8 protein-coding genes are annotated in these 19590 nt (G+C 52.4%); all 8 read right to left on the bottom strand.

The annotated features are described in order from the left end of the window. Positions 1–8: 8 nt before the first annotated feature. On the bottom strand, positions 9–2357 hold the full coding sequence (locus B156_RS0102835) for an ABC transporter permease (protein ID WP_169518240.1): 2349 nt from the start codon (positions 2355–2357) through the stop codon (positions 9–11). A 17-nt stretch (positions 2358–2374) separates the two neighbouring features. Continuing rightward, positions 2375–4726, bottom strand: coding sequence for an ABC transporter permease (locus tag B156_RS0102830; protein ID WP_018618105.1), 2352 nt, complete (start codon positions 4724–4726; stop codon positions 2375–2377). A gap of 69 nt (positions 4727–4795) precedes the next feature. Beyond that, the gene (locus tag B156_RS0102825; protein WP_018618104.1) at positions 4796–7204 is read right to left on the bottom strand and encodes an ABC transporter permease; all 2409 of its coding nucleotides are present in this window, start codon (positions 7202–7204) and stop codon (positions 4796–4798) included. A 13-nt stretch (positions 7205–7217) separates the two neighbouring features. Beyond that, positions 7218–9683 (bottom strand): ABC transporter permease, encoded by a 2466-nt coding sequence (locus tag B156_RS0102820; protein WP_018618103.1) that lies wholly within the window; start codon positions 9681–9683, stop codon positions 7218–7220. A gap of 191 nt (positions 9684–9874) precedes the next feature. Continuing rightward, on the bottom strand, positions 9875–12301 hold the full coding sequence (locus B156_RS0102815) for an ABC transporter permease (protein WP_018618102.1): 2427 nt from the start codon (positions 12299–12301) through the stop codon (positions 9875–9877). A 12-nt stretch (positions 12302–12313) separates the two neighbouring features. Further along, positions 12314–14779 (bottom strand): ABC transporter permease, encoded by a 2466-nt coding sequence (locus B156_RS0102810; protein WP_018618101.1) that lies wholly within the window; start codon positions 14777–14779, stop codon positions 12314–12316. Between the two features lie 6 nt (positions 14780–14785). Further along, on the bottom strand, positions 14786–17197 hold the full coding sequence (locus tag B156_RS0102805; RefSeq protein ID WP_018618100.1) for an ABC transporter permease: 2412 nt from the start codon (positions 17195–17197) through the stop codon (positions 14786–14788). Between the two features lie 112 nt (positions 17198–17309). Next, positions 17310–19589: an ABC transporter permease gene (locus B156_RS28755; RefSeq protein ID WP_245563673.1), complete on the bottom strand. Its 2280-nt coding sequence runs from the start codon at positions 19587–19589 to the stop codon at positions 17310–17312. Between the last annotated feature and the right edge of the window lies 1 nt (position 19590).

Raw genomic sequence — 19590 nt, 5'->3', positions numbered from 1 at the left:
ATGGATGTTTATTCGCTTCGTAATGATTTGACCGGATTCATAAGAGCGGCTTTGATGCTCTGGAAACTCACCGTCAATAAGGCGACGACCAGGGCTACCAGTCCAGACACTATAAATATCCACCAGGGTATTTCGATACGGTAGGTGTAGTTCTGGAGCCAGTTGTGCAGAAAATACCACGCCACGGGTGACGCTATAAATGAAGCTGCCAGCACCAGATAAACGTACTCTCTGGAGAGCATAAGTACAATGCTGGATAAATCGGCACCCAGTACTTTACGGACACCTATTTCCTTTGTCCGACGCTCGGCGGTGTAGGCAGCCAGACCAAAAAGGCCGAGGCAGGAGATAAAAATGGTGAGCAGGGCAAAGGCGTTGATGAGGTTACCAATCCGTTCTTCGCTGGCAAACTTCTTCGCGTATTCCTGGTCCACAAACGTGTAGGCAAACGGGGAGGAAGGTGCCAGCGACTCAACGATTTTCCTGGTACCCGCCAGTGCTTCCTGAATGTTCACGCCCTCGCGAAAGCGGATGTTCATAAACGACCGGTGTTCCTTGTCAAAGAAGATGCCGGTGGGCCGGACGTTATCATAAGGAGATTCCATCAGCACATCGTCAATCACGCCGATAACGTGGTAGGTTTTGCCCCAGTGCTCTACCTGTTCACCCAGCGGCTTACGCAGGTTCATCGCTTTCACCGCCGATTCATTCAGCAGCATGGCGGAGCTGTCGGTGGCAAAGTCGGGGGAGAAGCCGCGTCCCGCTTTCAGGCGAATACCAAACGTTTTCAGGTAATCATAATCCGAACTAACGGTCACCAGCACGGCACTTTTGTCGCCCCCGTACTGTACCCCATTCATATTCCTGATTTCCGTTATGGGAGCCATCGTACCCGACACCGACCGTACGTAGCCGGACGTTAGCAGTTCATTCCGCAGCACGTCCTCTTTCTGTTTTAATTCCTGCGAAAACTCCAGCATAATCAGGTTGTTGCGCTCATAGCCCACCGACCGGTTTTTGGTGTAGTTCAACTGCCTGCTGATAACCAGTACACTGATAATGAGCAGTATGGAAATGCTGAACTGCAACCCAACCAGTAGTTGCCGGGGAACACCCGCGTTTTTGCCAATCTGTACAGCACTTTTCAACATCCGAACCGGCTGAAAAGAAGACAGGTAAAAGGCCGGGTACAGGCCCGCTGCCACGCCCGTAAGAAGGGCTATGCTCAGGCCGATGAGCCAGTAAGTCAGATTCGTATACGGAAAAACAATGGTTTTGTCCGTCAACGTGTTGAACCAGGGAAGCAGCAACAGAACCAGTAGGACAGCCAGCGCAAAGCCCAGCAAAGCGAGCATCGTCGATTCGCCCAGGAAATGAAAAATTAGCCGGGTGCGGGAGGAGCCAATTGCCTTGCGAATACCGACTTCTTTAGCTCGTTTTTCGGACCGGGCCGTGGCCAGATTCATAAAGTTGATGCAGGCAATAAGCAGCACTAACCCGGCCACCCAGCTAAATATCCGCACGTATTCGATCAGGCCACCTACTATTTGTCCATTATCGAACTTGTTGCGCAACCGCCAATCGGCCATGGCGTGGATCATCAGTGTCTGCTTTACCGCTGGATCTTTTGCCGTCAGGAAATTGGCAAGTTTCGCGTTAGCCTGCGCGGCCGTTACGTTGGGCTGTAGCTGGATATAGGTTTTAACCACATTGTTTCCCCAGTTATCGGTCAGGGTTCTATACCACTCATCCGCAACGGCATGGAGGCTGTACGGCAAGATGCAGTCGAATTGGAGGGTAGAATTCGTGGGGACGTTGGCCAGAACGCCCGTCACCTTTACGTCAATCTCGTTGTTAAACCGAATAAGTTTACCCATCGGGTCTTCCCTGCCAAAAAGGGAGACAGCCGTTTTCTGACTGAGAACAATGGAGCGGGGATCGGCCAGTGCCGTGGTGATTGTTCCTTCCGCCAGCGGGAAGGTAAACATGGTCAGGAAGTCCGGGTCCGCAAAAACCACCTGCTGGTAGATTCTGGCTTCTCCGGCAGTCAACAGCCGGGATGCATCCCAGTCAACCCGGCTGGCATTGGCAATCTCCGGATAGGTTTGTTTTAACGCCTGTGCCAGCGGATAGGGCGTGTTTGGGATCACGATCATGCGCCCATCGCGCTCCGAATTCCGGTTAACCTGGTAGATGGTTCCGTAGTTTTCATGGAACTGGTCGTAGGTCAGTTCATCGTATGCCCAGAGCGCAGCCAAAAAACTACAGGCCATGCCGATAGCCAGACCGGCGATATTCAGGAAGGTATAGCCCTTATTTTTCCAAAGGCTGCGAACCGCAATTCTAAAATAGTTCATGAGCATAATCTATGCGTTTATTCGCTTCGTAGTGAGTTGGCTGGATTAATCTGAGCGGCTTTATACGTCCGTAAGCCAATCGTTAATGAACCAAGTACAAACAGGGTACCCAGGCAAATCCCCAACGTTTCGAAGCCGATGGAAACGTGGTAGGCAAACACAAATAGAAAGGAATAGCCAGCCATATACCCCAGCGGCAGCGCAATGCAGGCCGCTACGCCCAGTAGTTTGACAAAGTCGCGGGATAACAGCCAGGCGATTTGATTGACCTCAGCCCCCATCACTTTCCGAACCCCGATTTCTTTAACGCGGGTTTGGGTATTGTAGGTAACCATACCCAGCAGCCCTAAGCAGGCAATAGAGAACGCCAGACCAAGAAGCAGACCCATAAAATCGGTGTCGCTGGCGTGCGTGTGGCGCTCCTCCAACAGGTCGCTATACCACTGGCCGGCAAACGGTTCATACGGGCTAAGCCGCTTCCAGATCTTTTTCACATCGGCCAATACGGCTTCTTCGGCACCGGGGGCGACGCCGACATTGACGTAGCGATACTGATCGGATTTGTTGCGCAGCAGTAACGGTTTCACCGCTATCGCGAACGTAGTAAACCGGAAATCTTTTACCACGCCGACTACCAGCACGTCGGTACTGTCATTAAGCCATAGTGATTGCCCAACGGCCTCACGGGCAGTACCCAGCCGGAAGGTTTTCACCGCTTCTTCGTTCAGTACAACCAGCCGCCCGGATGTGTCGGCCGTGGTAGCCGGTAGATTCTGACCCGCCAGGAGCGTGAGTTCCATGTTAGGAATAAACTGGTCGTTGGCCGACCAGACGAAGGCCGCTGACGAATCCTGCCCGGCGCGGCTGCGTTTTACCGGTTGCACATTTCCGTGCGAACCGAACAGTTCGGAGGTTGCCGATACGCGCTCAACGCCCGCCAGGCGGTTCAGTTCGTTCGTTAAACGCTGAGTGGGTACATCGTTGATGGGCAGGTTCAGGATACGTTCCCGCCGAAACCCGTAGTCGCCAGTGGCCATGTAATTCATCTGCCGAATCATGGTCAGCAACCCAATCATAGCCACCAGCGAAATGGTGAACTGCGCCACGATCAGCGCTTTCCGTAGCGACAGTCCGCGTATGACGCGCAGGCCCGTATGGCTGCGCAAAACCTTAGCCGGTTCAAAACCCGACAGTATCCTGGCCGGAACAACGCCCGCCAGCAACCCGGTCAGGAGGCTGAACGCAATAAATACCGTCCAGATGGTCCAGTCCCAGCTTACTCCGCCAATGAGCCACTGCTGAACGAACGTCATGGGCTTAACCGCTTCAAGCATCACCAGCGCCAGCCCCAATGCCAGCAACGCGAGCACCATCGATTCGGCCATGAATTGCCCCAGCAGCTGCCAGCGTACGGCTCCGGCCACTTTCCGGATACCTACCTCACGGGCGCGGCTCAGAGAACGGGCCAGCGTCAGGTTGATGTAGTTAAAAGCTGCCATCAGCAAGGTGACCAGCCCTACACCAATTTCGGCAAATAACCCGGCCAGGGTGGGTTCGTAGGTGCCATACATCAGCTCTTCGCGGGCGGGAGCAATCCTATCGAGTCGCTGCGTGCGGAAACTGTACCCCTTTATGCTTTTGAAATGTAGATCGTGCGTAGCCCGGTTCAGGGTTGTTGATAACCCTTGCTGGAGGGCCTCCGCCGGGGTGCCCTGCCTGAGCATGACGTACGTATGACCACTGTTGTACTGCTCCCAGCTGGCAGCACTAGTATGGTTTTGCGGTAGGGTGAACAGCATGTCGAATACTAGGTGTGATTTTGCCTGGGTTTTCTCCAGCACACCCACTACCGTCAGGATACCTAACTCACTATTCTCCAGTGTTTTGCCGATGGGGTTAGCTGTGCCGAAGAACTTCAATGCGGTTTCTGGAGTCAGTACAACCGTATTAGGCTCCGTTGCCGGTTGCCCTTCAGCCAGTTTGAAATTAAAGATTCGGAAAAAAGCGGGATCAACTGTGAAGGACATCATAGTCAGGCGTTTATGATTACCCAAAAACTCATTGTAGGTTTTGGTAACTCGACTTGCCTCTTCCACAAAACCATACTGCTGTTTTAACGTACCCGCTAGTGGCGCGGGAGCAGTAGCAAACGGGGTTACGTCGTTATCCAGACCCACTACATCCGTCAGAACTCGGTATGTCCGGTTGCGGTTGGGGTGGAACGAATCGTATGCCAGCGCGCCTTTGATATGCGCAATAGCCAGCATGCAAACCGTTAACCCCGATGCCAGCCCGAAGATGTTGATAAACGAAAAGAGCTTGTGTTTCCACAAGTTTCGCAGGGCTATTTTGATGTAGTTGGCCAGCATGATTTGTAATAAGGTTAGGGTTTTAAGGCTAGGGCAGGCAACTCGGTCCCACGCCCTGAATCCGTCGTATTATTCACTTCGTAGTGAGTTGACGGGATTCATCAGGGCGGCCCGGATCACCTGAACGGTTATTACCACGCCGGTAATGCCGGCCAGTAGTATACCGACCAGTGCGAAAGAAGACCAGCTTATCCGGGTGTGGTACGCGTAACCGGCTAGCCAGTCTGTCAGGACGTAATAAGCCAGTGGCCAGGCCACCACATTGGCCAGCAATAACATCCAGGCGTACTCTGTCAGGAACAGACCAACCACGTGTGGCACCGATGCCCCCAGTACTTTTCGAATGCCCACCTCTTTGGTTCGGCGAGTCACGCTCAACGATACCAGCCCGACCACACCCAGCAGGACAATCAGCAAAGCGAGGGCCGTGGCCAGGTAACCGGCTTTTTCCAACTTCAACTCTGTCTGGTATAACTTCTGGAGTGTGTTGTCCATGAATGCGTAATCAAGGGGGGCATCCGGAAAAAGTTCGCGCCACGTCTGTTCGATGCGGCTGATGGTCTGACGCGGATTCCCCGGTGCCAGTCGGAACGAGAAAAAGCGGTAAATCTGCGCCGTCTGAACCTGACCGATGGCCAACGGCCGAATAGCCTGATGCAACGTGCCGACATGGAAATCACGGACGATTCCCTGAATACGATAGGTACGCGGGACGCCCTGAAAGCGAACTACCTGGCCCAGGGCGGCTTCCGGTGTTTTATACCCCATCGCTTTCGTGGCGGCTTCATTCAGCACCAGGCTGGTTGAATCATAACGCCCCTGACCAGCATGAAAATACCGCCCCGCCCGGAGCCCGATCTGGTAGGTCTGCGCGTACTGCTCATCAGTCGTCATAATCGCTACACTGACCGCTTGGGTAGAGTCTTTACCTTCAGGATAGACATTCCCGCTATTACCGACATTCCCATTGGGAATCTCAAATGATAAACTGGCCGACTGAACGCCGGGTAACCGGGCAAACTGGTCGCGGGCTGCCTGCATTCGGGTCACGCCGTCAATGGTCCAGTTGCGGGGTAAAGATGATACCGTCAGCAGCGCGTCTTTTTTAAAGCCAAGATCAGTCGTAAAGAAATAGGCAATTTGGCGGGACATGACAATGGCCCCGATGAACACAAACACGGCAATGGCGAATTGCCCCGTAACCAACGCCCGCCGAAACAGTTGGCCTTCCCGAATGGAGCGGGTTTTGCCCCGCAGCGAGTCAATTGTCGAATAAGCCGATAGGTGCAATGCCGGGTAGCTGCCCGCCAGTGCGCCAACCACGCCTGTCAGTACCGCTAGCCCGCCCAAAAAAGACCCCGGCAAATTAGTCAGCGACATTATATCCTTGCCAACTATCTTACTAAACAAAGGCTGTAAGAACGGGTATAAACCCAGCGACAGCAGCACAGCGACTCCAGTGAGCACCAGCGCTTCAACCAGAAACTGGATGGTTAATTGCTGCCGGATACCACCCAGCACTTTTCGGACGCCAATTTCGCGAAGCCGCGAGGAAGAACTTCCCAGCGATAGATTGACGAAGTTGACGACTGCCATCAGCAGAATGAACCCGGCAACGGCCAGTAAGGCAACAATTACCCGTCGGACCAGCCCATTGTTGCTTTGGAGATAATATCCCGGCAGGGGCGTTACGTAGGCCGTTAGGTTTTTCGCAATCGCCGGGGGCGTATTGGTCGCAATTAACTGAATAAGCGGCTTTTGCAACGCCTGCGCACTTACGCCGGGCTGCAACTCCACATAGTTGACGATGTACTGATTTTGCCAGGAAAAGACGTTTTGCCCAAAATAGTCGACGCTTCGCAACGACATAAATACTTCGTTGACTTCGGTCAGTAAGTTCGTTACCGAGTTGGCAGGCAACGGTTTCAGCACGCCCGTTACCAGAAACGTTTGCTTACCCGACTGGGGCGTTTCAACCGTTAGTGACTGATTCAACACATCGGTTCGGCCAAAATATTTCAGGGCTTTGGCTTCAGTAATGACAATAGCGTTAGGGCTGGTCAGGGCAATCCGCGGATTGCCATACAGCAGCTCGAAGCCGAACATTGTTAGCAGTGTTGAGTCGCCAATCTGAATGGATTCCCGGAAATGGTTCGTGCCTTTCGATAGGGTAGCACTTACGCCATAAAACCGATAATAATTGGCAACCAGTGTTGGGTATTGGGCTTTCAGTGCGGGGCCTATCGGCGCCAGCGTGGTGATGTCCATACCCATGCCCGCTGCCTTCCATCGGCTTTGAACAAGACATTGCTGACCGGTATTGCGAAGGGTTTGATTCACCTGGAATTCACCCCAGACGTAGCTGCCAATCAACAGTGCGAAGGTGATACCAGTGGCCAACCCAATGATGTTGAGGACGGAGTAAAAGCGACGGTTCAACAGGTTCCGCCAGGCAATTTTGAGGTAGTTGCTAAACATAGCTGTTGAAATTTTATTCAGACCGTAATGATTTCACCGGATTCATCAGCGCGGCTTTGATGCTTTGAAAACTCACCGTTAGCAGGGCAATGCCCACGGCCAGCAAACCCGCCAGCGCAAACATCCACCAGGCAATGTCGATTTTGTAGGCAAAATCCTGTAACCACCGATTCATGCCGTACCAGGCCACGGGTGAGGCAATGACGATAGCAATCAAAACAAGTTTGATAAAGTCCTTAGATAACAGCGTTACGATGCTGCCTATACTAGCGCCGAGAACCTTGCGAACACCGATTTCTTTAGTGCGTTGCTCGGTGGTGAAGGCAGCTAATCCAAACAGACCCAGACAGGCAATGAAGATAGCCAGTGCCGAGCCAATGGTAAAGACCTGCCCGTATTGCTGTTCGGTCTGATACTGCTTGTTGTAATTCTCGTCGGCGAAATAATACTTGAACGGATTGCCCGGATAGCTGGCTTTATAGATGCGTTCCAGGGCTGCAATTTTTTCGGGCATCTGGTCGGCCGTTAGTTGAACGGTCAGGTCGCTAACCGACCGGCGGGGCATGAAAATGACCGGGTCTATGGCCCGCTGCAACCCCTGATGGTTGTAGTCCTTTACCACACCGACAATCTCGTAAGGTTTACCCCAGTTGATGAATTGACCAACGGCCTCCGTGGCAGATGCGAAACCCAACTGACGGGCCCCTGTTTCATTGACCATCAATTTGCCGCTTTTCTCCCAGCCCAGCTCGGCTTCGCGAACGGTAAAGTTACGCCCGGCAGCTACCCCGATTTCGTAGGTTTCCAGAAAACGGTCGTCAATGATACCCATGGAATAATTTTTCTGATCATCGCCTGTTCGGGACGATCCGACGCTTCGGGTTTGTCTGGTGATACCGTTTGCGGTGAAGTTGTAGTAATTGCCCGGTACGATACCCGTCTGGCAGAAGTTTTTCACGTAAGGCAACTGACCAAGTTCGTGATCGAGGGCGGTTGTCCCTGCGGCAAACGAACCAGTCAGATTGATTTTAGGCCCTTCAATGACGACACGTTGTGCCAGCCGGACACCAAGGTCTTTGTTTTGCATGAACTGTACCTGCTGAGACAGAACCAGCGTGGCAATTACCAGGGCGATGGACATACTGAACTGAGCAACAACCAATGTTTTTCGCAGCCAGCCACCCTTACCAGCCTGCACGCTGCCTTTCAGGGTTTGTATCGGCTGAAAGGAGGTAAGCGCGAAGGCCACGTACCCGCCTGATGCCAGGGAACCCGCGAGTAACAGCCCTAATCCGGCTATCCAGAACCCATTGGTATCCAATACGCCAAAGGACAACTCTTTTTTTACAAACTCATTGAATACGCCCTGTAATAAAGTAGCCAGCAGCAGGGCCACGCCAAAGGCGAGCATATTCAGCAACAGGGATTCACCCAGAAACTGTCGAATCAACTGACCCGGCCCCGCACCAATCACTTTCCGAACACCCACTTCTTTAGCCCGCTTCAGCGACCCGGCCGTGGAGAGGTTAACGTAATTGAACCAGGCTATGAGCAAAATCAGGGCCGCAATGCCACTCAGTAAATACACAAAACCCAGACTACCGCTGGTTCGGTATATGTCACTCAACGAGGCTGCCAGATGCAGGTTTGTGGCCGGCTGCAGCAGAAATGTACTTTCGTCTTTAGGCGTAGCTTTCCTTTTAAAAGCATTCAGTTTGGCCGCCAAGGCTTCGTAATCAGCCGGTACACCGGCTTTTTGCCCGGGTATTTGTAGAAAGGTAGTCAGGAACGAGCCATCGAAACTGTCTAACCGTGCCCAGTCATTACCATTGAGGTTGGCCGGGTTGGCCAGCGTTTGCAGTGAAAACACCGCGTCGAAAAGTAAATCGGAGTTTTGCGGCACATTGGCATACACTGCCGTAACGGTATACAGTGTTTTACCGAACTGATTATCGAGGGTCAGGGTGCGGCCCAGCGGGTTTGAATCGCTAAAGTATTTTCGTGCCTGCGACTGTGATAAGGCTACGGTGTTGGGTTGAAGGAGGGCTGTTGCGGCTGTTCCCTGCACCAGTGGGAACGTAAACAGGGTAAATAAGCTGGCATCGGCGTAGGCTAATTTATCCTCCCGAAACGACAATTGCTGCCCGGCTTTGCTACCCATGTCCGGGCTAACGATACCATTGGCAGAATGCTCACCAATGCGGCAGAAATCCCGTACTTCCGGAAATTTCTGTTTGGCAAGCGGCCCAACGGCCGGGGCCATATCTACCCATATATCACCCTCGCGGGTTTGGGTTAACATTCGATATAGCTGCGGGAGTTGGGTATGAAACTGGTTATAGCTTTTTTCGTAAGCAATGTATTCCAGAATGAGCAAAAAGGCCGCAATGCCAATGGCCAGCCCAGCAATATTAACCCCTGAAAACGTCTTGTTTTTCCAGAGTTGCCGCAGGGTGATTTTAAGATGATTCTGAAACATAGAGCAAAGGTTGAAATACACACAATGCCACGTTCAAATGCCGTACCAGAAAGTTAATTCGCTTATTTACAGGAATTTAATTGGAAATTAGATAAAAATATGTCCGCAAACGGACGCCGTACGACCAGTTGCGGACAGGGGTAGCGGCACTCCTGCGGTAGTAGTACAAACGCTATGCGCGCCCGGTTGACTTATTCAGTTCTCAACGACTTCACCGGATTCATCAGGGCGGCTTTGATGCTCTGGAAACTTACCGTCAGCAGCGCAATACCCACCGCCAGCGCACCCGCCCCGGCGAAGTACCACCACTCAATGTCGATTCTATAGGCGAAATCGTTGAGCCACCGATGCATGATGTACCAGGCCAGGGGTGAGGCAACGACAATAGCAATCAGCACCAGCTTTAGGAAGTCGGTTGACAACAGGGTTACAATACTATACACGCTGGCACCGAGTACCTTGCGAACGCCGATTTCCTTGGTGCGCTGCTCGGCCATAAACGCAGCCAGGCCAAATAATCCCAAACAGGCAATCAGGATGGCCAGTGCGGCAAACGTCAGGGCAATGGTACCAATGCGCTGCTCAGCGCGGTACATGGCATCGAAACTGTCTTCCAGAAACGCGTAACTGAACGGCTGACCGGGGGCGACCTGCTTCCACTTCGTCTCAATCTGACTAACTAAGGTCGGTAGGTTTGTGCCGCCCAGCCGGAACGACGCGGCCCCGGAGTTGGCGTCCAGTACCATAGCCAAGGCGCCGATATTCCGGCGAAGCGATTCAAAATGGAAGTTTTTGACGACACCAATCACAGTGTATGTCTTGCGGATTTTTAACTGCGAATCGGTAAACTGCAACACGCGTTTCCCGATGATGTTGTTCTCGCCGAAAAGTTTGGCCGCCGTTTCGTTCAGGATAATGCCGGACGAGTCGGAGCCGAAATCCCGCGAGAAGTCGCGCCCCTGAATAATCTGCATACCCAGCGTTTTCACATAGTCATGGTCAACACCCCACGCCTGCATGTTCACCGCTCTTTTCTGGTCGATTGCCCCTTCCGGGAAGAACGAATTATCACTTCGATTGGAGGGTGTGGGCAGATAGCCGGAGATGGACCCGCTCACCACGCCGGGCAGCCTTAGCACTTCCTGTTTAAACGTCTCTGCCTGTTTGCCCAAGGCGTACACGTCGTTGACCGTCAGAACCTGATCGCGTTTGAACCCCAGATTCTTGTTCTGAATGTAGGTAATTTGGCGGTACACAATGATGGTCCCGACGATGAGCACCACCGACATCATAAACTGAAACACGACTAAGCCGCTGCGTAGTCCAGCCCCTTTAAAACTGACATTGACTCGACCTTTCAAAACGCTGATGGGCTTGAACGACGACAGAAAAAAGGCAGGATAGCTGCCTGCCAGTAAACCGACCACAATCGGGAGCAGGACGAGTATGGGTAGCCAATAGGGGGATAGCAGGCTCCTGATGCTTAATTGCTTAGCGGCAAGATCATTAAAAAAAGGTATTGATACCGCAACCATAAGTAAGGCCAATCCCATCGCCAGTGCTGTCATGAGCACAGATTCGGTCATGAACTGCCCAATGAGTTGTGGCCGTTCTGATCCCAGTACCTTGCGGACGCCCACTTCTTTGGCGCGGTTGGCCGAGCGGGCGGTGGCTAAGTTCATAAAGTTGATGCCCGCAATGAGCAGGATAAACAGGGCTACCGCCGAGAAGATGTAAACGTACTGTATGTCGCCGTTGGGCGCGAGTTGAATGGTTTCTTTTGAGTAGAGGTGAATTGCAGTGAGCGGCATCAGCGAGAACCGAAAGCGATTTCCCGCCTGACGAAACTGCGCTAGTGTAACACCAATGAACTGGAGCGCCTGTGGGCCGACGTATTTTTCGACTACAGCGTCGAGGTTTTTCTCGAATTGCCGGTAGTCGGTACCCTCTCGCAGCACAATGTAGGTATGGTGATTGCTGCTCAGCCACTGTCCCCACTGGTAACCGTCGCTGAGCATAGCCGGAAAGAAGTCGCTGCGGAAGTGCGAATTAAAGGGCATGTCGCGCACAACGCCCGTTATTTTAAAGTTCTGGTCGTTGTTAAAGGTGAGTGTCTGACCCATTGGGTCCTGGTTGCCAAAATGCCGTTTAGCCGCCGATTCACTGATGACAACGGTATTCGGCGAGGTCAGCGCCCGTTTTGGATCACCCGCGACAAGCGGCAGAGTAAACACGTCGAACAGCGTCGAGTCGGCAAACGTGATGTTTTCTTCGCGCAGGCTGTTCGTTGAGCCAGCCCGTTTCACGAGCCAGGTGCCGCGCTGATGGAGCCGCACGAACTGTTCCACCTGCGGGTAATTTTGTTTCAGCGTTGGTCCGATGGGATCGGCTGATACGGCCATCCGCGAGTCGTTACCGCCGAACTTTATGTCGGAATGAATCCGGTAAATACGGTTTGCTTTGGCATTGTAGCGGTCATAACTCAGCTCGTCCAGCACGTAGAGTGTGATGAGCAGGCAGCAGGCCAGCCCCGTGGCTAGTCCTGCAATGTTGATAAACGATAGCCCGCGTTGTTTGCGAAGGGTTCGCCAGGCAATTTTGAGATAGTTGTGCAACATGAGTTCAGTAGTTTATTCAGACCGTAATGATTTGACCGGATTCATCAACGCGGCTCTGATGCTTTGGAAACTCACCGTTAGCAGGGCAATGCCCACGGCCAGCAAACCCGCCAGCGCAAACATCCACCATTCGATGTCAATTTTGTATTCAAACTTCTGTAGCCATTGATGCATCACGTACCAGGCCAGGGGCGAGGCAATGAACAGGGCAATCAGGACAAGCCGGATAAAGTCGATAGAGAACAGACCGAAAATAGTAGCTGTTGAAGCGCCCAGCACTTTTCGGATGCCCACTTCTTTGGTACGCGATTCGGCCATGAATGCCACCACGCCGTATAAACCTAAGCAGCCAATAAAGATGGCAATACCAGCCAGTAACCGAAATAATAGGTACAGGCGCTCCTCATCCCTGTAGAAGTTAGCGAGAGTTTCGTCCAGAAATTCATAACTAAAAACAAATTCAGGGTAGGTTGACGTCCAGGCGGTTTCAACCCCTTTCAAAAGTTGGCGAATGGCTTCCGTGCCGCCTTGCTGCGTCGACAGTTTGATAGCCATTAGGGTGTAATTGCCCCGTTGCGTTGTTAATACGCTTGGCTCAACATGATCCCGCAACGAAAACAGGTTAAAATCCTTCACCACGCCCACAATCGGTTTTTTCACGGATTCGCCCGCCACCACCATCCGTTTACCAATGACCTGGTCCGGTTTCTGAAAGCCCAGCCGCTTCATGAACGTTTCGTTGATGACCAGTTCCCGTATGGAATCGGCGGGTAGATATAGGCGTCCGGCCAGTAATTTCAACCCAAATGTCCGCACATAAGCCGTGTCGGCAGGACGCATCACAACACCATAACCGGGGTCTTTTTCTTCATTTTCAAAATGAAATCCAGTCGTCCAGTTAGTACTTGATGAGGGAGTAACCATGCCAAAACTAATCGACTGTATACCCGATACGTTCGTAAGTTTAGCCCGTAGATTCTCCAGTTGTCCCGGCTCATTTTGGGGCAACTTAACCGTCAGGACGGCGTCCCGGCTGTAGCCCAGGTCGACCGAACGAAAATAATTCATCTGGCTGTAGGCGATGATGGTGCCAATAATCAGTAGCTGCGAGATAGCAAACTGACCTATAATTAGTCCCCGGCGAAGGGTTAAATAACCGCCCATTCCACCTGTCTGGATAGAACCTGCTGTAGTCCGGCCCTTCAGGGCCGTAATGGGTTGGTAACCAGATAGTACCAGGGCCGGATAAAAGCCCGCCAGCAGGGTTGTCAGCAGGGCCAGTAAGGCTAGAAAACCGAGTGCTGCTGGGCTGAAAAGGCTCACCGCTTCCGGTGTGATGTTCAGTAGTTCACCCACGTAGGGCAGCGAAACCTGGGCGACAAACAGCGCCAGCATTACCGCAATACCTGTTAGTATGCTGGTTTCGCCCAGAAACCGACGAACCAATTGTCCACGAGTGCTCCCCAGTACTTTACGGACGCCCACTTCCCGCGACCGGCGAATGGCCTGCGCCGTCGCTAGATTGATAAAATTGACACAGGCCGTTACCAGAACAAAAAGGCCGATCAGCACCATGGCCCAAATCATTTCAATGCTGATGCTTCGCTGGGCAAAATTCGGCGTGTTGGTGGCGAAATGAATGTCGGTCAGCGGCTGTAAGATGTATTGCCGTTTTTTGGCATCTTCCGGGGAGTGGTATTTTTTAACAAAGCCAACCAGCTGACGTTCCATGCGTGCGGCTGATGGTTCTGCACCACCTGCGGCCGGAGGCAGCAACATATAAATTTGTGCTCCGCCATAGCTCGATGACCAATCGTTGGGAGGAGAACTGTTGCCATAGGCCAGAATGGAGGCATTCGACAGAAATACATCAAAAGGCAAACTACTTGTGGCGGGTGAGGCCTGAACAATACCGGTCACCACAAAATCCATTCGATTTTCGAGCCGGATAATTTTCCCCATGGGGTTTGCGTCGCCGAAGTATTTATGAGCAATTCGGTCAGAGAGTACCGCCGTGTTGGGGTTGGTCAGGGCTGTTTGTGGGCTACCTTTCTCCCAGGTATAATCGAACAGATTAAAATACTCCGGTTCGGCAAACGTAACCACGCCATCGTTTTCCTGAAACCGTTTGGTATCCACCTTTCCCTTGCCACCCACTGATACCATGGTCGGCCTGACCCGACTAACCAGGGTAACCTTATGCTTCAATTCCGGGAAGTCATTCCGGAGAGCAGCCAAAGCCGGAAAGGTAATACCCGTGTTGGGTTTGTTGTCGGAATCCGTTTTGTCGGTACCCAGCATGCGGTAAATATGGTCAGCGTTCTTGTTGTGCTGGTCGAAGCTTAGTTCATAGCGTACGGCCACAAATAACAGCAAACAACAGGCCAGTCCCAGTGTCAGACCAGATACGTTGATAATCGAATAACTCCAGTTTCGCTTCAGGGCGCGGAGGGTAGTGGTGAAATAGCTTTTAAGCATAGTTTTTTATTCGCTTCGCAACGATTTAACCGGGTTCATTAGGGCGGCTTTCACACTCTGGAAACTCACTGTCAGTAGGGCAATGCCTGATACGGACAGACCAACGAGACCGAAGAGCCATATACTCAGGTCCATTCGGTACACAAACGTGTCGAGCCATTGGCGGGCAGCATACCAGCCAATGGGCGCAGCAATCAGGAAGGCTAGTAAAATTAATTTCAGGAAACTGGCCGATAGCGTCCGGCTGATTTCCAGTACACTGGCTCCTAATACTTTACGGATGCCGATTTCCTTTGTCCGCTGCTCGGTCGTTAGCGTAACCAGCCCGAACAGGCCCAGACTCGCAATCAACAGCGCCAGCATTGCGGCATTGGTGATGAGTTGTTTCCAGCGGGCATCATCAGCGTAGTCACTCAACCGGTCGTCTTCCATAAAGTGATAGGAGAACGGCTGATATGGAATCAGGCGTTTAAACGTGCTTTCAAGGGCCTGTAATCCCACCTTCGATTGGGCGGGTGTCAGTTTGGCGTACAACTGATTCATCTGTTCGGGCCGGCCAAGCTGGAAAAGGACTGGCTCCGGTTTGTCGCGCAGGGAGCGGTACTGATAATCGCGTACCACGCCTACTACGGTCAGGTTGCGCCGGGTATTGTCATTTTCCTGTCGTTGAATTACCTGCCCAACGGCGGATTTATCAGCCAATAGAAACCGCTTGACGAAGGTTTCATTCACCAGAATATTGGACAGGCTATCGGCGGCATTTGCCGAATTCAACCCCCGACCAGTCAGAACCGGAATATTTACGAGGTTCAGGTACTGGTCGTCGATCCACTCATTAGCTGATTTGACGGGTTTATTCCGGACGTAATATGTGCCAGCCTGATGTCCCCCGGATTTTCGGGCTACCGCGTCAATGCCGGGCTGTTGCCGGAGCGCCTGTTTAACCAGTTCCCCCTGTTTTTCCCGTCCCCAGGGAATGTAAACCCGCACCCGGTCAGCCCGTTCGTAACCCACACTGGCCGTTTGAATGTAGTTGAACTGGCCATGCAGCACCACCGTGCCAATCACCAGTACAATAGCGATAACGAATTGCAGCACCAGCAACGATTTGCCGACCCGGTTCCGCTCGGCCAGCCGAACGCGGCCATACAATATCTGGGTTGGGTTGAAGCCCGAAAGTACCAGTGCCGGGTAAAACCCGGCCAGCAACGTAACCACTACAACCAATCCAGCAAACAGACCCATCGTTTGTGGCGTGAGCAAAAAACTAATTTGTAATGCTTTGTTGGCTAGGGTCGAGAATTGAGGAAGCAGGGCATAAACCAGCACTAGTGCGGGAATGAACGCCAGCAGTGTAAACAAAAATGTTTCGCCCACAAACTGCCCGATGAGTTGCCGACGCGTGCTGCCCGTTACTTTACGAATGCCAATTTCTTTGGTTCTACGCAGCGACCGGGCCAGGGTCAGGTTTACAAAGTTAATGCCCGCGAGCAGCAGAATCAGCCCGGCAATACCGCTCAAAATGTACGAATAAACCGACGATGATCCCCGTTCCAAACCATTTTCTCTGTTGTAACGATTATCGAGGTGCATGGCCGTGAAGGGTTGCAGGTGATACGCCAGGTCAAACGGTCCGTTTTCCTTCCGAAGCTGAGCCAGTTGCTGACTGGCGTATTTCTCAAACACCGTTGCCATTTTACGCTCCGTTGCCAGTGAATTGGCTGCGTCGGAGCGTACCAGCAAAAATGTATTCAGGAAACCGTCCGACCAGTCAGCCTCCGGCCAGTCCTTACGCTCGGGCGGTAGTGACGCTACAAGGGGGCGCAGTAAGTCGAAGCGGATGCTCGAATTCATGGGGGGCGTTTTCACAACACCCGAGATGCGATAGTTCTCAAACGAGCCGCCCGCATCAATCGTCAGGTACCGGTTTAGTACGTCCGTCGTGCCAAAATAGGTGCGGGCCATGTCGTCGGTGATGACCACATTCCCCGGATCGTTCAGCAGCGTATTTGGGTTGCCCGCTAGTAAATCGAAGCTAAACAGGTTGAGGAACGAGGGATCGACGTACAAAACCTGCTGATAGATTCCCTCATCTTTCTTCCGAACAAGCATTTCGTAGCCCTGCACCCGGCAAAAGTCGACTACTTCCGGCAACTCAGCCGCGAAGGCTGGTCCCTGGGGCAGTCCCGTAGCCCCGGTTCTGAATTCACTGCCGTCGGGCGTCGTGGTATCCAGTACGATCCGGTACAACTGACTGGCCTGCACGTGAAAGCGGTCGTACGATACTTCGTCCTGCACGAATAGCAGAATGAGCATTACCACTGCCAAGCCCACGCTCAGTCCGGCGATATTAATCGTACTCAGGAGCTTGTTGCGTAACAGGCTCCTGAATACGATTTTGAGGTAGTTTCTGACCATGGTTTACCGTTTTACTCAGAACGTAGTGATTTGATGGGATTCATCAGCGCGGCTTTCACACTCTGATGAATGACGGTGGCCCAGCAGATAAAAAGCGTAAGCAGACAGGCCGCTACAAACACCCACCAGTGAATGTCTGTCTTATACGGAAAACTTTGCAGCCATTGGTGCATAGCGTACCAGGCGACTGGAATAGCAATGGGAAACGACAGCAGTACCAGCTTCGTGAAATCTTTGGAGAGTAGTACAACCAAACCCATACCGACGCGCCCAGCACTTTGCGAACACCAATTTCTTTCACCCGCTGCTCAGTCGTGAACGTAGCCAGCCCGAACAATCCCAGGCAGGCAATCAGGATAGTTAGTACGGAGAAAGTCGTAAAAATCTGCCCCCGCAGCACGTCGGCGTGGTAAGCCGACTCAAAATCCTGATCCAGAAAACTGTACGCAAAGATTTTGTCGGGATAGACTTCCGTCCATTTCTGTTTGATGAACGCCAGCGTTTTGTCGGCATCATCAGCCGCTATTTTGATGTGTGTAACGGCCAGCACAGGCCGGTAAAACAGAATTAGCGGCTCAATAGGGTTGTAGAGCGACTGTTGATGAAAGTCCCGCACTACGCCTACTACCTGCGCCGTGGGCGGAGCCGTCTGACCATTTTGCGGCATACTACCCAGCATAACTTTTTTGCCGAGCGGTTCTTTCCAGCCCATTCGCTTTACGGTAGCTTCGTTTACCAGAACACTCCTGGACGTATCGGCGGGAAAATCGGCGGAAAAATCTCGGCCCGCAACCAGCTTCATTCCCATTGTGTTCAGGTAATTGTGGTCAATGGACGTAGGTTTAAACGCCATGTCTTTCATCCCCGTGCCGGACTCGACTCCCAGAATTACCCGTCCCCCAATGTTACTAACGGCAGCTCTGGCGGTGGCCACTTTCTGAATGGCAGGATTAGCCAGCAAACTCCGGCGGAATGTCTCATACTTGCCGGGGGGCTGGTTATCTCCATAGTTGATCGTGAGTACCTGCTCGCGGTTGTAGCCCATGTTCTGGTTTTGCATGAAATCGAGTTGCTGGAAAACAATCCAGGTGCAAATGAGCATCACCAGCGACACCGAAAACTGCGTTACCACCAGGGCCCTCCTGAAAAGGCTACCGCTCCGGCCTTTGGTGGCTCCCTTTAACACGGCAGCGGGTTCAAACGCCGACAAGTAAAAGGCCGGATAGCTGCCGCTAACAAAGCCCGTGAAGACAACGATACCCAGCGCAATACCCAAAAACTGCGGCTGTACCAACTGACCAATTTCAATTTCCTTGCCCGAAACGGTATTGAAAAAAGGCAGCATGGCCCATACCATCGTCACACTAACCAGCAACGCCAACGTAGTCATCAGCACCGACTCGGCCATAAACTGACCAATTAACGCCGTCCGTACCGACCCCATCACTTTGCGTAGCCCCACTTCCTTTGCCCGCCGGGCTGAGCGGGCGGTGGCTAAGTTCATGTAGTTGATACTGGCCAGCAACAGCATAAAAAAGGCAACTGCGCTGAACGTATAGACATACCCGATGTCGCCGTTGGTTTCACCATCTAATTTTGAGTAAAGGTGAATGCTCGTCAGCGGTTGCAACTGGTAAGCAACGGTAATGCCCAACCGCTTGAAAAATGAGGCCATATGGGCTTCGTACAGTTGCGGTGATTTACTCTCAATTATCTTCGGGTCTGTATTTTTGGCCAGTACGACGTAGCTGGTTACGTAAAAACTACCCCAGTCATTGTCCTTCCGGGTCGTGTTGCTGAGCGAGGTAAGGGCATTGAACCGGAGCTGTGAGTTTTTAGGCACATCTTCTATAACGCCTTTCACCTGGTAGGCGGTCGTGTCGTTAGTGCGCAGAATTTTCCCGAGTGCATTGACTGTGCCAAAAAACTTCTGAGCCAGTTTGCGGGTCAACACAATGCTGCCAGGCGCATGGAGTGCCGTTTTTGAGTCGCCCACCACGAAGTTGTAGCTGAAGATGTCGAACACGGTGGAGTCTGCTTCGAAAATACCTTCTTCGGCAAATCGTTTTTCGCCCAGCTGGAACGTGCCGGGGCCGGGAAAAAAGCGCACGTAATTTACCACCGCCGGGTATTTCTCTTTCATCGTCCTAACCGCCGGAGCCTGAATACCCATCCAGTGATTCGTCTTATCCGGTTCGTGAATTTCTGTCACGACGCGGTAGATTTGACCGGCTTTGGCGTGGTAGCGGTCGTAACTTAATTCATCCGTCACGTACAGCAGTAGCAACAAGCCGCAGGTGATGCCGATGGTTAGCCCCAGGATATTGATAAGGCTGTAAAAACGGTCGCGACGCAGGTTCCGCCAGGCGATTTTGAGGTAATTTGTTAGCATG

The organism is Spirosoma luteum DSM 19990 (assembly GCF_000374065.1).
GTDB lineage: Bacteria > Bacteroidota > Bacteroidia > Cytophagales > Spirosomataceae > Spirosoma > Spirosoma luteum.
The sequence above is the reverse complement of the archived record's forward strand: the minus strand, read 5'-3'. Positions and strand labels throughout refer to the sequence as shown.

Coding starts and splice junctions, on each gene's coding strand:
- B156_RS0102835 (WP_169518240.1), bottom strand. CDS start 2,357: ATGAACTATTTTAGAATTGCGGTTCGCAGCCTTTGGAAAAATAAGGGC.
- B156_RS0102830 (WP_018618105.1), bottom strand. CDS start 4,726: ATGCTGGCCAACTACATCAAAATAGCCCTGCGAAACTTGTGGAAACAC.
- B156_RS0102825 (WP_018618104.1), bottom strand. CDS start 7,204: ATGTTTAGCAACTACCTCAAAATTGCCTGGCGGAACCTGTTGAACCGT.
- B156_RS0102820 (WP_018618103.1), bottom strand. CDS start 9,683: ATGTTTCAGAATCATCTTAAAATCACCCTGCGGCAACTCTGGAAAAAC.
- B156_RS0102815 (WP_018618102.1), bottom strand. CDS start 12,301: ATGTTGCACAACTATCTCAAAATTGCCTGGCGAACCCTTCGCAAACAA.
- B156_RS0102810 (WP_018618101.1), bottom strand. CDS start 14,779: ATGCTTAAAAGCTATTTCACCACTACCCTCCGCGCCCTGAAGCGAAAC.
- B156_RS0102805 (WP_018618100.1), bottom strand. CDS start 17,197: ATGGTCAGAAACTACCTCAAAATCGTATTCAGGAGCCTGTTACGCAAC.
- B156_RS28755 (WP_245563673.1), bottom strand. CDS start 19,589: ATGCTAACAAATTACCTCAAAATCGCCTGGCGGAACCTGCGTCGCGAC.